The sequence below is a fragment of the Ahniella affigens genome, from assembly GCF_003015185.1.
GTDB lineage: Bacteria > Pseudomonadota > Gammaproteobacteria > Xanthomonadales > Ahniellaceae > Ahniella > Ahniella affigens.
This window is the reverse complement of sequence record NZ_CP027860.1, coordinates 2,097,979-2,111,904: the sequence shown is the minus strand read 5'-3', so window position 1 is coordinate 2,111,904 and position 13,926 is coordinate 2,097,979. Positions and strand designations below refer to the sequence as shown.

The 13,926-nt window shown below is 61.4% G+C and carries 5 protein-coding genes; all 5 read right to left on the bottom strand.

What is annotated here, in order from left to right; genetic code table 11:
* Window positions 1-99: 99 nt before the first annotated feature.
* The gene (locus C7S18_RS08110) at window positions 100-4,683 is read right to left on the bottom strand and encodes a type I polyketide synthase (RefSeq protein ID WP_106891081.1); all 4,584 of its coding nucleotides are present in this window, start codon (window positions 4,681-4,683) and stop codon (window positions 100-102) included.
* Window positions 4,676-7,912: a non-ribosomal peptide synthetase gene (locus C7S18_RS08105; RefSeq protein ID WP_106891080.1), complete on the bottom strand. Its 3,237-nt coding sequence runs from the start codon at window positions 7,910-7,912 to the stop codon at window positions 4,676-4,678. Before C7S18_RS08105 ends, C7S18_RS08110 begins: the two co-directional genes overlap by 8 nt.
* Window positions 7,913-7,968: 56 nt before the next feature.
* The gene (locus C7S18_RS08100; protein ID WP_170113173.1) at window positions 7,969-8,937 is read right to left on the bottom strand and encodes a TauD/TfdA family dioxygenase; all 969 of its coding nucleotides are present in this window, start codon (window positions 8,935-8,937) and stop codon (window positions 7,969-7,971) included.
* A 115-nt stretch (window positions 8,938-9,052) separates the two neighbouring features.
* Window positions 9,053-12,223, bottom strand: a complete 3,171-nt coding sequence (locus C7S18_RS08095; protein WP_106891078.1) for an amino acid adenylation domain-containing protein — start codon at window positions 12,221-12,223, stop codon at window positions 9,053-9,055.
* On the bottom strand, window positions 12,220-13,920 hold the full coding sequence (locus C7S18_RS24900) for an MBL fold metallo-hydrolase (protein WP_170113172.1): 1,701 nt from the start codon (window positions 13,918-13,920) through the stop codon (window positions 12,220-12,222). Before C7S18_RS24900 ends, C7S18_RS08095 begins: the two co-directional genes overlap by 4 nt.
* Window positions 13,921-13,926 lie beyond the last annotated feature (6 nt).

Below are 13,926 nucleotides of genomic sequence, written 5' to 3'. Positions count from 1 at the left end.
CGGGCCTTGGACAGTCCGCCCAGAATCACGCCTGGCCGTGCTGGATGCATGGCTCGCGCACCGTGTTCCGCTTGGTTCCTGAAGCGGCTCTGCGTGTCGTTATGCATTGAGCAACCCTTGTATTTCGTCCTCAGACAAGGATTCGAGCTCGCTCAACATGGCCTCGAGATCCTCAGCCGACGTCGCGTTGGTCTGCTGCGCCAGGATTTGCGCGGCCTGCTCCCGCACAGTCAGCGCGCCGAACAGCTGCTGCATACTGACGGTTCCGGCAACGCGTTGACGCACGCGCAGCGCGACTTGAGTCAGGAGCAACGAGTTGCCACCGACTTCGAAAAAATTGTCCGCGACACCAATTGGCTCGACACCCAACACCTCAGTCCAGATCTGGCAGAGTTGCTGCTCAAGCAACGAGGCCGGCGCGGCATAATCCGAGCGCATGGCTGCTCGCTTTGAGAAGTCCAGGCGATTTTGCATGGTGTACGCGACCATCGCATCGCGCTCTGCGGCCTGCTGCCGGTCAAAGCTGCTGAGGACCTGTTCGGGCGGCAGTTTCGACACCACCAGTCGCGCCTCAGGCTGCCGCAGCACCGTGTCAAACACGAGCATCGCCTCGTCGTTGCTGATGGATTCGCGCTGACGCTGTGGGTCGATCGGCTCAGTCCCTGCCCCGACCGCCATTCCAACGTCCCGCCACATGCACCAATTGAGCGACAGCAAACGATAGCCCACATGGTTGGCATGGGCCTCCGCCCAAGCGTCCAGGTACGCGTTGCCGGCGCAGTAGGCGTATTTGCCAATGCCGCCTTTGAAGGCGTTCTGTGACGAGCACAGCAACATGAGTTTGAGCTCGGCGCCGAACGCCGCATGCAAATGGTCGAGCGCCGAAGTCTTGGCGGCCACCGCTTGCCGAAGCGTGTCGGGTTCGATCATCGCGAGTGGATGCATTTCTGCGACACCGGCAGCATGAATCACCGCATCCACTCGCCCAAAGCGGTTTCGAACGCGCTCCGCAACGTAACCCACCGAACTCGCATCGGCGATATCCGCAGCCAATACCAAGAGCTCGCCGCCCTCGGCCTCGATCTCCCGCAACGCACGAATCAACTTGCTCGTCTGGTTATCCGCTGCTTGAGTGGCCAACCAGGCGTTCCATTCCTGCTTCGCCGGAATCGGAGTGCGGGTGACCAGCGCGAGACGCGCCCGGAATCGACGGGCAAGGTGCCGAGCTAATGCCAGCCCGATGCCACCCAGGCCACCGGTAATCAGCCACACCGATTGCTCTGCCCCTTGCCACATATTCTCGCCCAAACCAAGCAGATTGGCGCGTGCGGGCAATGGATCGACTGGTTGGAACGCCCGCACATAGCGACGGCCCGAGCGCCAGGCGACCACCGATTCCGGCAAGTCCGCAGCATGCTCAGCAAGAATTGCGATGGCAACCTGGGTCGGCGGCGCTTCATTGCCACCCAGGTCAAAATGGCATCCGCGCGTCTCAGCCAGTTCGTGACCAACAACGCGCGTTGCCGCAAAGCCTGCCGCGGCCGCCGGATTGACGGCGTCATCATCGCTCAGCGCATACGCGGCCGGGCTGACGACAGTGAATCGCAGTCGGCGCGTGTCTTTGGCCTCAGTCAACGCTTGCAAGAAGCGCACGATCGGGAACCCGTAGCTGACTAGCTGGCGACTTGCATCGGCGCGGGTCGGTGCGACCGGTTCGCGGCAAACGATCAGATGGATCGTCGCAGCGTCGCCGATTGCTTGGACCAGATCCAGCTTCACCGCATCCAATGCCCCAGATTGATCGAGATCCAGATGATGGTGAAATACCGGCAGTGCAGACCAAGATGCTTCGACGGCGCGACCCAATACATGGACCGAGGCGCCCAACGCCGCGAGCGATCGAACTAACTCGGTTGCAACGGAATCGCCATCGCTGACTATCAGCCACGCGTCTTCAGGATGGATTCCTCGTGGCGCCAGACGTTGCTGACGCCAAGTTGGTGTGTAGAGGGTCGCCTTGCTTGCATCGGCCGCGACGAAGCGAGCGTCAGCGCGCGCACCAATGGCGTCGAGACGCGGCTCGATCCAGAATCGGCGCAGTTCGAGCGGATGCCCAGGAATGGCAAGCTTCAATCGGCGCTGAGCGGAAAACAACGCGCGATAACGGAGCGTGTAGCCCGATTCCCACAACTTCGCTAAGGCTGCCAGCAAGGTTGCCGAGTCGTCTGCGGCACTGCCAGCATGCGGTGCGGACGGCGCGCTTTCCACAATCGCCGGGACGAACTGCTTCAGTAGGCGAGTCAGCACTTGGCCTGGCCCCACCTCCAGGAACAGGCAGCGGTCCTCGCGGCGGAGCGACTCGATCCCGTCGGCAAACCGAACGGTATGCTGCACTTGTTTCACCCAGTAGTCCGGGTCCATGGCTTGTTCTGCGGTGAGCGGTTCGCCGGTCACGTTGGACCAAAGGCGCAACGTCGGTGCACGCGGTGCCGCCTTCTCAACCTCGACGCGGAACGCTGCCAACATGGGTCGCATCGACGACGAGTGAAAGGCATGTTGCGCCGCCAGCCAACGGCAGGCGATGCCGCGGGCCTCCAGCGCATTGGCTGCCGCCTGCAAGCGCTCTTTGGTACCAGACAGGACCGCGGAGCGCTCGGCGTTGACTGCAGCCAGCTCGCAATCTTCGGCCAGCACGTCGCGCAGCTCGGACACCGACGCCGCGACGGCGAGCATCGCGCCCGGCGCCATACGCTGCATCAGTGCCCCACGCTGCACCACGAGGCTCAATGCGGCATCAAGGTCAAAGACCCCAGCCAAGGTTGCCGCAACGTATTCACCCAGGCTGTGGCCGATCATCGCCGAGGGGGTGATTCCGACCGACATCCAGAACTGGGCATAAGCGTACGAGACGGCGAACAGAACAGGTTGCGCGATCGCGGTCTGGTCCAAGTCATTGCGATCCACGTCAGAACGCAACCAGCGCTTTAGGTCGATTCCGTGCAAATTCAGAATCTCGGCGCAGCGATCCAGCGCGTCTCGAAACGCGGGTTCATTCTGGTAAGTCTGCGCCGCCATGCCAGGGTGTTGCGCGCCCTGGCCTGGGAACATGAACACAACGGGCAAAGCACCGAGCGCCTTGGCGCCTGCGGGACGCTGGCACGCGTCGATCAGCGCATCGGGGCTGTCGACGACCAACGCCCGACGCCACGACCAATCACGTCGACCGACTGCGAGACTATAGGCGAGATCCGCAAGGCAACCGTCAGGATGTTGCAAGGCATACCCGGCGAGGCGACGCTGCAACTCATGCAATGCCGACTCTGACTTCGCCGACAGCAGAATCGGCTGACTCGTTCGCAAGGGCGGCGTTGCCGCGGGTGTCTGCAGCCCGGCCAGCACAGCGTGCGCGTTCGTACCGCCCATCCCAAATGACGACACCCCGGCAATCCGACGCTCCAACGGATCACTCCAGTCGCAGAGGCTGGTATTCACGAAGAACGGGCTTTGCTCAAGCGCCAGCGCCGGATTCGGGTTCTTGAAGTCCAGGCTGGCTGGAATCTTGCCGTGGTGCACGGCCAAAGCCGTCTTGATCAGTGCCCCCACACCGGCGGCGGCACCCATGTGTCCGAGATTCGATTTCAGAGACCCGATCGCACAGTACTGTCGACGTTGCGTGCGCAGTCGAAACGCCTGCGTCAATCCCGCAATCTCGATCGGGTCGCCCAGCGGTGTCGCCGTCCCATGCGCCTCGACATAACCAACTTGATCGGGATGTACGCCCGCCAAAGCTTGCGCGCGTGCAATGGCGTACGCTTGCCCGCTGACGCTTGGTGCCGCGTAGCCCACCTTGTCGTTGCCATCGTTGGACAGCGCGCTGCCCCGCAACACCGCGTAGATCCGGTCACCATCCGCAATGGCATCGCTGAGCCGACGCAGCACCACCGCTGCCGCCCCATTGCCACTGACCGTTCCTTGCGCGTCGGCATCAAAGGTCCGGCAATGGCCATCTGGCGAGTGAATACCGCCCTCGTAATACTGGTAGCCGCAATCGTGTTCGATCGAGATTTGCGCGCCACCAGCAATCGCCGCGTCGCACTCCCCTTCCAGCAGACTGCGACACGCCAAGTGAACTGCCACCAGAGACGTCGAGCACGCGGTGGCGACGCCCATGGCAGGACCACGAAGGTCCAATCGATAGGCAATCTGGGTCGCGGCAAACGTATTGTCGTTGCCAAACTGCACGGTGCGTGCACCGACCGTCTGGGCAAGTTCGGGATGGGTCCCGAGATTCACCGTCAAGTAGTTGCTCTGGCCCACGCCGACGAACGTGCCCACACGTCCTTGAAGCTTGTCAGGTGCGCAACCCGCGTCTTCAAGGGCCCGGTGCACACACTCGAGAAGTTGCCGCTGCTGCGGACCACAGACTTCTGCCTCGCGCGGCGCGTAGTCAAAGAACGCCGCGTCAAACAGGTCGATACCATCGAACTGGGCACCGGCTGCGACAAAGTCGGGGTGATCGAGCTGCTCACTCGGAACCCCGCGCGCCGAAAGCTCCTCGCGACTGAACTGGCGCAGCCCGCTCCGACCGGCGCACAAATTGTTCCAGAACGCGTCGATGTCGTCGCTGCCAGCAAACCGCCCGGCCAGACCCACAATTGCAATCCCGTCACGCGGCTCATGCATGGCTCAGCTGCTCCGTGATCGGGGTGTGCGCCTTGAGTGGCTCGCCGCTCTGGCTGACGCCCTCCGAGGGTGCCTGACTGCCTGCACGCAAGTGATTCGCCAGTTTGGCCAGCGTCGGATACTTGAATAGATCGAGCACACTCAACTCGGTGCCGAACATGCGCTTCAGTCGGCCATGCGCTTGAATGATCAGCAGTGAATTCCCGCCCAACTGAAAGAAGTTGTCGTCGCGCCCGATTTGGTCGCGCTTCAGCAAGTCCCGCCAAACATCCGCAATCCGCTCTTCGATTCCGCTCGCAGGCGGAACATGGGCGGCAACGGGCGCCGCGACCGCCGCGAGGCCCGGCAATGCCTTGCGATCCAGCTTTCCGTTGCGAGTCAGCGGCAGATCGTGCAGTGGCAGCCAATGGCTTGGGCGCATGGGCTCCGGCAGTATCGCCGCAACCCGACTGGCGCAGTCATCCAGTGATACGTTTCCGACCACGTAGGCCACGAGCTTTGTTTCACCATGGCCGGCGTCCTGCAACGCAACGGCTGCGGCCTGCACGCCGTCCAGCGTGCGAATTGCCGACTCGATCTCACCCAGTTCGATGCGAAAGCCGCGAAGCTTGATTTGCTGGTCGATACGGCCGAGGTATTGCACGCCAGCCCCTGCAACATTCCGAACGCGGTCGCCCGTCCGATACATACGGCTTCCGGGTTGGGTTGCATACGGGTCAGGTACAAAGCGGAGTGCCGTTTGCGCCGGCTCATCAACGTAACCTTGAGCCAACGCCGCGCCGCCGAGATACAACTCGCCCAGGGCCCCCGCTGGCAAGATCTGCAAATGGCGATCGAGTACATAAGCCCGGCGCGCTGCCATCGGTGTACCGATGAGAACGCGGTCTGTGGCAGTCAAATCACATGACAGCGCGCCGACGGTGGCTTCGGTCGGTCCGTAATGGTTGACGATTCGACATGCACCCAGCGCACGAATGCGTTGCAATAGCGACCCCGAGGGACTCTCGCCTCCCAGCACCAAGCACTGCCGCGGCAGCAAGGACTGGTCCGGCATTGCGCTGAGTAGCGCCTCCAGATGCGACGGCACGATCTTCAGCACATCGATGGGACGACGGACTAACTCGTCATGCAACGCGTGCGCATCGAGACTCAGTGACTCCGGCAACAACCGAAGCGTGTGTCCCGAGCACAGGGCGCCAAACAGCGCGGTGTGGCCAAGATCGGCAGCCGCGGTCGACAACGCCGCAAACGAGGCTGTCCCGAATACCCCCAATCGCTCCAAGACGCCATCGCAATAATCGACCACTGCGCCATGCGATACCGCAACGCCTTTGGGTGTGCCAGTCGAGCCCGACGTGAAGATCACATAGGCGAGTTGCTCGGCGCAAACCGAAATCGCCGGACTAGTCGCCGGAAAACTGCTGATCTCCGCCCAATCCCGATCAATCGATACGACGGTTCGATCGCCATCGCCCGCCACCAGATCCAACATGGCCTGCTCGGTAACGACGATCGATGCCGCGGCACGCGACAGCACTTGGGCGATCCGATGTTCGGGCCAATCGGCGTCGATCGGCACATAAGAACCACCAGCCTTCATGATCCCAAGTAGTCCGATCACCAAACTTGGGTTGCGCGCGGTGCAGAGCCCGACGCGCTGCCCCGCCTGCAATCCATACGCGCGAAGACAATGCGCTAGACGATTGGCCGATGCGTCGAGTTCGGCATAGGTGAGCTCGACATCACCCGAAACCAAGGCTGGACGCGTGGGGTCACTGGTTGCGACCGCCGCAACCCGACTGACAATTGTGTCCCTTGACGCTTCTCGGTCCGGACCCTTCGCGTCGACAAGCAAGGCGTGTTGCTCGTCCGCGGCCACCAGCGTCAACGCTGCAACGCGTTGCTCGCCGCTTGCGGTCAAGTTACCAAGCAGCTGCTGCAGATGCGTCAGCAACTGCGTGACAGCAGCGCGGGAATAGCAAGCACCGTCGTACTTGAACTGCAGGAGCAATGAATCGCCCGGCATCACCATCAAGGTCAGCGGGTAGTTGTTGTACGAAAAGCTGGTCAGCGGCTCCGCGCTCGGGCCACTCGCACTGCTGCTACGAGCACTGACCGGGTAGTTGTCAAACACCAACAGGCTGTCGAACAGCCCACCGCCTGCCGGCGAATTCGCGGGCAGCAACGATTGCACTTCGGCCAACGGCATGAACTCGTAGTCGGCTCGCGCGGCATTCCGGAGTTGCAGCGCCCGCAGCCAATCGCCCACGCGGGCACTGCCATCGATCGCGATGGTCATTGGCAACGTATTGATGAACGGACCGACAATCGATTCCACACCGGGCAACTGTGGCGGTCGACCCGAAACGGTGACGCCAAACGTGACCGCGTCCAAATCTGCGTAGCGCGCCAGCAACAGCGCCCAGGCCGCCTGCAAGACGCAATTCAGGGTGACACGTTCGGACTTCACGAACGTGTCCAACTGCTGCTTCAGGCTGGTGTCAACGAGTACAGCATGCGCTTGCAAGTCCTCGACCTGCCGCTGCTCGCGGGTTGACTCTTGAATCATCGGCAATGGTGTGCGCAGATCAAAGTTCGACAACTCGCTCTGCCAGAACGATTTCGCCACGTCGTGGTTCTGTGAATTGACCCAGCGTACGTAATCCTGATAGCCACGTGCCGGGGGCAACTCCGGCTCACGACCCGCAGCAAATGCCGAAAGGCACGCCATGACGTCGCGCAATACCAACGGGCCTGACCATCCATCCAGCAACACGTGATGCCGGGTCCAGACAAAGTACCAACTCTGCTCGGCACAGCGAATCAAATGCAGCCGCATCAACGGCGCGCGCGCGAAATCAAAGCCGCGCTGCTGCTCACTAACCAGTAGCTCGCGCAACGCCGAATCTTGCTCGGCTTCCGGAAGCTCGGTCCAATCAAGCTCGACTTTGGGCAGCAGAACCTGCTTCAGAACGACCTGCACGGGCTGGTCGGTATCGAGCCGCACAAACAGGGTCCTAAACACCGGATGGCGTTGGATCACGTATTCCCAAGCGCGCCAGAACACCTCCGGATCAAACGCGGCCGAGAATCGAATACTGTCCTGCAGGATGTAGACGCCCGACTGCGGCGCAAGCATGGAATGAAAGATCATCCCGCGCTGAATCCCAGTGACTGGATACATCGCCTCGATCTGTTGTTTGATACCGCTGTTTGCGCTTGCGCTCATGTTCGACCTTAATGACAACAATTGCCTGCTACGTTTTGATCGGAACCTGGCTCGGCTCAGACCATGCCAACGAGAACTTTCCGAGTCCCGGTGAAGGGCTTTCGGCCATGCGCTGCCAGCACGTTGTCGACCAGCAGCACGTCGCCGGCCTGCCACGGCCGGGCCACGGTTTCCGCATCGAACGCTTGTCGAATCTCGGCAAGCACGTCCGGCTCAATGGCGGAGCCATCGCCGTAATAGGCGTTCCGCGGCCAAGCGGACTCCGGCATGCTGTCCACCAACGCGTCGCGAACATCTGACTTCAACGACGAGACATGAAACAGATGCGCTTGGTTGAACCACACCGACTCTCCGGTGACGGGATGGACCGTCGTGGCCTGGCACACTTCTTCTGTCCGGAGGCCGCCATCGGATTGCCAGGTGCATGAAATCCCGCGCTGATGGCAGAACGATTCGACCTCGCCCTTGTCGTGCGTCTGGAACACTTCATGCCAAGGCAGATCGAGCACGCCATAGTTGCGTACATAGCGAACTCCAAGCCGCTCAAACCGTGCCCGGGTGGCAGGGCTGATCCGAGCGAGCACCCGGCGGCTGTCGGCAATCGTCGTTTCGCCACCTTGCGAAGACGGGGTCATGCAAAAAAAGAACACCCGGCTCGGCCAAGCGCTGGTGTAAGCATTTTCGTTGTGCAGCGGGATCGTCTCGTCAGGCGGATATTCCGTCGACGTGTAGATGCGCCCTTTAACCTGGGTCCGCGGTGTTGAGCGATTCGTGTATTCCAATAGCTCGCGTTGGTACAGCTTCGCGATCAGCTGCTCGAAATGCGTGCTGCCATTGATCTTGAATCCTTGAAACACGAGCGCACCGTGGCGCAGGAGTAGGCGTTCAAGCAGTTCCTGATGAGCGACCGCCCAGGTCACCAAATCAACACCAAAACCCAGACGGCGAATCAGCACGGGCAGCGCATGCGCGCCTTGCGGAACGCCGATCTCGACCTCATCGGCCGCCACTGCCGGTTGATCCATGAGACTGAGGTCCATCATCCTTCTCCAAAACTGATGCGAGCCGTGCTCGCGTGCGGGAAATTCAGAGCCGCGGAAGCGGCGTGCTGAGGCGGACGCCGGTGTGCCATGCAGCGGGTCATATTTCGAGCTCCACGCAGTCAGGCATCTCCGCGGCTCCAGTGGACGCCGCAACGCCCGCAATGACGCGGTCATCGGCGAGCGACTTCAATGCACGCAGAAACCCTGCCCAAAGCTGCTCCAGCAGCGGAGTGCTAACGCGCGTCGTGTCCAGCAGTATTTCAATCTTGATCATCGCGTCCGGCCAAACCAGCAGACTCAATGGAAATTCTGTTTGCGTGTGACTCCGCAATGCGCGCGCCGAGGGATGCCGTGCCGCCGGATAGTTTTCGAACACAAACAACGTATCGAACAACGGTCCCGATTCGGCTCGTTCGATCTGGTCGAGTCCCAGGTACTGGTGATCCAACGCCGCCGACTGCAACTGTTGGAGCTGCGCCAGCCAACTCGACCAGTTCATGGCGACTTTCGGCAGGCTCAATCGCTGTGGCAGCAAGTTCAGCATGGGCCCGATGACCTCTGGACCCAGCTCAACCGGTCGTATCGCCACGATGCCGCCGAGCACGACTTCAGGGCACGCTTTGAGCTCGGCCACGGACGCGCCCCAGGCGGCGACCAGCGCCGTGTTGAGCGTGCAGCCGGCAGACTGGGCCGCCGACCTGATTGCGGTGGTCGTTGCGCTATCAAGGCGACACTCAAGACGCAACACATTCGGTGTTGCGTGCATCGTGTCGGTTGCAATCAGCCATGGTTTGCGCGGATCGAGGCTGCGCAGTCGGTTCTGCCAGAACGCCGCAGAACTCGCAGAATCCTGCCGCTGCAGCCACTTCACATATGTCGAGAAGGATGTCGCCGGCGAAGGCGCTGGATCAGATGCGTCTTCGACGCGCGCGTATTGGTCGAATACCTGATCCAGCACGTCGATATCGGACCAGCCGTCGAGTAGCGCATGGTGATAGGACCAACAGAAGTGAATTCGCCGCTGATCAAGCGCGGCCAGATGAAAGCGCTGCAGTGGCCCCTCGGTCAGGTCAAATCCGCGTGCGCGATCAGCTGCCAACCAGGAAGCGAGCGTTTCATCGTGCTCATCGGATCGTCCGGTCCAATCGACGGTTTGCCAGTCCATCTCCACTTGGCGTCGAAACAGCAGCAATGGCTTGTTCGGCAACAACAAGGAGAACGAAGCGCGCAGAATCCCGTGACGGGCGATGACGTGGCGCCAAGCTCGCTGGAATCGATGCACGTCAAGATCTTCGAGGACGCCCTCCACCTGCTCCACATAGCGGCCTTCGTTGACGGCATGCAACGATCGATAGACCATGCCGAGTTGCACCGGTGTCAGAACGCTGACCTGCTCGACATCAGTCCAGTTTCGGACGGCATTTCGAAGCCGCAAATGCTCCTGCGGGGTCAGGTCTGGCGGCAAATGATCGATCGCATTTGCAGGCGCGCTGACCGGAGCGATCGTCGTCACATGGCAGGACAGCTCGCCCATCGGCAGCGTCAGCAAGGTACTGGCAGAAAGTCCGAAGCCCCGTTGTCGCAACGCCGCCAATACGCGCACGGCCTGAATGGAGTCGCCGCCTGCTTCAAAGAACCGGAGCGACCAATCATTCGGGTCTCGCCCCAGGCATTGGCGAATGCAATCGACCACGGGATCCTGCACCAACCGCTCGGCGCCAGATGCATCCGCCGACTCGTCCGCGACCGGCAGCTCGGGCAGGCCACGATAATCCAGTTTGTCATTCGCGTTTAGCGGCATCGCGCTCAGCAACACGTACCAAGCAGGTCGCATGTAGTCAGGCAAAGCGTTCACACTGGCCGACATCGATGCGACCGCGGGCATCTGAGCCGTAAAGAACTGCGGCGTGCCGAGTGGCGCAGCCGCGGTGGCCACATAGGCCACAAGCACTGGTTGGACACCGTACATGCAGCGTTTGACGACGGCCGCGCGCACGCCCGGAGCGCGCTCCAGCCGACGCTCAATCTCCGCCGGTTCGATACGATAGCCGCGCAGCTTGATCTGACGATCGACGCGACCGGTCAGGATCAATGCGCCATCCAGGTTCCAGTGAACCTGATCGCCGGTCCGGTACATGCGGGCGCCGGGTTGATTCGAGAATGGATCCGGTACGAACGCAGCAGCCGTCAATGCGGGCTGCGCAACGTAGCCCTGACCAACCAGCGCGCCGCCTAAGAACAATTCACCAGACCCGGCGGGCGCTCCGGTCGGATCGAGCACATAGGCGTGCGCGCCCGGCAGCGCTTCGCCAATCGGCACATGCACCACATGTGCGGGGCGATCCCGCACGATCCAGAGCGTGCTTGTAATCGTCGTCTCGGTGGGACCGTAAGCGTTGACGGTCAACACGCCGCGCGTCGCCGCCAGGGCATTCCAGGCATGAATCTTGGCGATTGGGCACGCTTCGCCGCCCACTACCACGCAGCGCAGCGCCGAAGGCAGGGCAACGCCGGCGCGCAACTCGTCGACCCAGGCAGACCAGAGCGCTGTCGGCAGATTCGCTACAGAGATCGCCGACTCAGCGAGAAAGCCCGTCAACCCACCCGCACGGAGACCAATCTGGTCTGGCGCGATCACCAGGCACGCCCCGGCACACAACGTCGGGATGACTTCCTCGATGGAAATATCGAATCCGATGGCACAGGTCTGCAACACGCGATCCTCGGCGCGCAGACGGTAGGCATTCGAAATGCTGCCGCAGTGAACCACTAGATTGCCGTGACTGATCGCGACCGCTTTTGGTGTGCCGCTCGTCCCCGAGGTGAAAATCAGATAGGCCAACGCGGTCTCAATCACCGCGTTGACTGGTGAGACGGATGCGCTGGGTTGGCACCCCGCAATGTTGAGCGCCGGACAGATCGCCCAGTCTTGCCGCGCATCGGTCAGCAGAAGCCGCATGCTGGCTATGTCTGCCATCTCATACTGCCGCGCCCGGGGCAGCGCAGGATTGACGGGCACGTAGACGAGACCGGACTTCAGAATGGCGAGCAGCGACGCGACCCAATCAGACCCACGCGGGAGCGCGACGCCGACGGCGTCGCCAGCGCGCAACCCATAGGTGTCCAGCTGTGCGGCAATCGCTGCCACACGCTGCCACAGCGCGGCATAGCTGACGCGATCAGTTCCGGACTCGATCGCAATCGCATGCGGCGCCGCCAGCACGCGACGTTCGATCAAGGCCAGCACAGAGTCAATCATGAGCGTCATGCCACCGCCAAGGCGTCCAAGGCCGGTCGGCTCATGTCCGCCGTCGGCGCCGCAGACACGGGGATGCGCTGACACGGTATTTCGTGACGCCCATAAAGACGCGACGCCGGAATTCCAGCCTCGTTGCAACGTGCGATCAGCCGATCCGATTCGACAATGGCCGGACTATCGGTGTGATATTCAATGCTCGAGATAAAGGTCAGCCAGGGTTCCGAACCCATGGCATAGATGTGCACTGCATCGGGCTGCAACGTATCGACCATGTGCCATGCGCGCTCAGCATCCGATCCGTTCAATCGCCGGGCCTGGTCGCATCGTCGGTCTGGCGGCCGCGTAAAGAGCGGGCCATACACCCACGACATGGGCGCACCGACACATTCCATGCCGATGAACAGATGATTGAGCGGCGCAATTTTCGCGGCCGCTCGGCGATAGAGCTCGGGGTCCAGATTGTCGGAATCGGCCGCAAACAGCGCCGACGTCTGCCGGATCTGAACCCGGAACGCGAGCTTGGTCTGGAGTTCCAGATCACCGTGTTCACCGAGAAACGGAACACCAAGTATCTGCCCATTGGCGATTGGCAACGTCTCAAGCTCACCAAGCTCCACGACATGCGCAAAACCGGTGGCTTGTAGCATCAGCTTCAGTGACAAATCCGGCAGCGTGCCCGGGCCACTCTTCGGAACCACAATCGTGCCGATTCGATGCCGCAACTGCAGCAGCGTCTCAAACATCACGTGGTCCTGATGGTTGTGGGTCAGCACCACGTAATCGATTCGATCGGGCAGATCGTGGAAGCTGTACCGCGGTACCGCCCCATCCATCGGATAGGCCACGATTGGGTCGGTCAGCACGCTGACCTCGTTGCTATACATCAACACGGTCGCATGCCCAAAATAGCGGATCCGGACCTCGCCGTCCGGCAACGACGTCGAGCGGACCGGCGGTGGCGTGGTCGTGACAAAGCGCGACCAATGCGCCCGTTCATCCAGAGACAGCTGCTCCCAGCCAACGAGCGCACAGAACTCACTTACCGACTTGGCATTCTGCCGCATCGCAAAGAGCTGGTCCCAACGTGGATCGGCAAACGGCCAACTAACGGTCAGGCTCTTCTCGTCAGGCAAGCGCGGGCTACTCAGCACGAATGGCCGTTCGTCTCCTGTCATCAGCGACAGCGACATGCACTGCAAGTCTTGACGATAGAGAGGACTGTCGTAAAACAACGCCTCGATAAAGCGCATGCGTGGGTGATTGTAAAGATCGTAGGTCAGCTCGACGCGCCCCCGCAGCGACTCCGGCAAGCGCGCATAGAGTGATGCCATGGCATCCCCAGTCGCTTCCGTCTGCAAAAGCGAATCGAACTCGACGATATCGCTGCCCAGTTGGGTGAGTGACTGCAGCGCGCCTCTTGATTGATCAACAAACTGACGCATGGTTGCGAGATCGCCGTCGTAATCGACAAACAACCCACCTTTGAGATCTTGATTCCGGCTTGCCTGCGCATGCAGCTTTGGCGACTTCAGATATGACTCCAACACGCGCATATGCAGGTTGCGCGAAATCAGCGCGTAGCTGACCGGACTGATCATGTACGACCAGGCATACCAGCGGTTGATCAACGGTTCGGCCTTCACGTCGCCGCGCAGGAACAACTGCTGGTCGGGTGCGCCCGGAATCGTAGTTTGGGCGCAATTCATGGTCTC

Coding starts and splice junctions, on each gene's coding strand:
- C7S18_RS08095 (WP_106891078.1), bottom strand. CDS start 12,223: ATGACGCTCATGATTGACTCTGTGCTGGCCTTGATCGAACGTCGCGTG.
- C7S18_RS08105 (WP_106891080.1), bottom strand. CDS start 7,912: ATGAGCGCAAGCGCAAACAGCGGTATCAAACAACAGATCGAGGCGATG.
- C7S18_RS08110 (WP_106891081.1), bottom strand. CDS start 4,683: ATGCATGAGCCGCGTGACGGGATTGCAATTGTGGGTCTGGCCGGGCGG.
- C7S18_RS08100 (WP_170113173.1), bottom strand. CDS start 8,937: ATGGATCAACCGGCAGTGGCGGCCGATGAGGTCGAGATCGGCGTTCCG.
- C7S18_RS24900 (WP_170113172.1), bottom strand. CDS start 13,920: ATGAATTGCGCCCAAACTACGATTCCGGGCGCACCCGACCAGCAGTTG.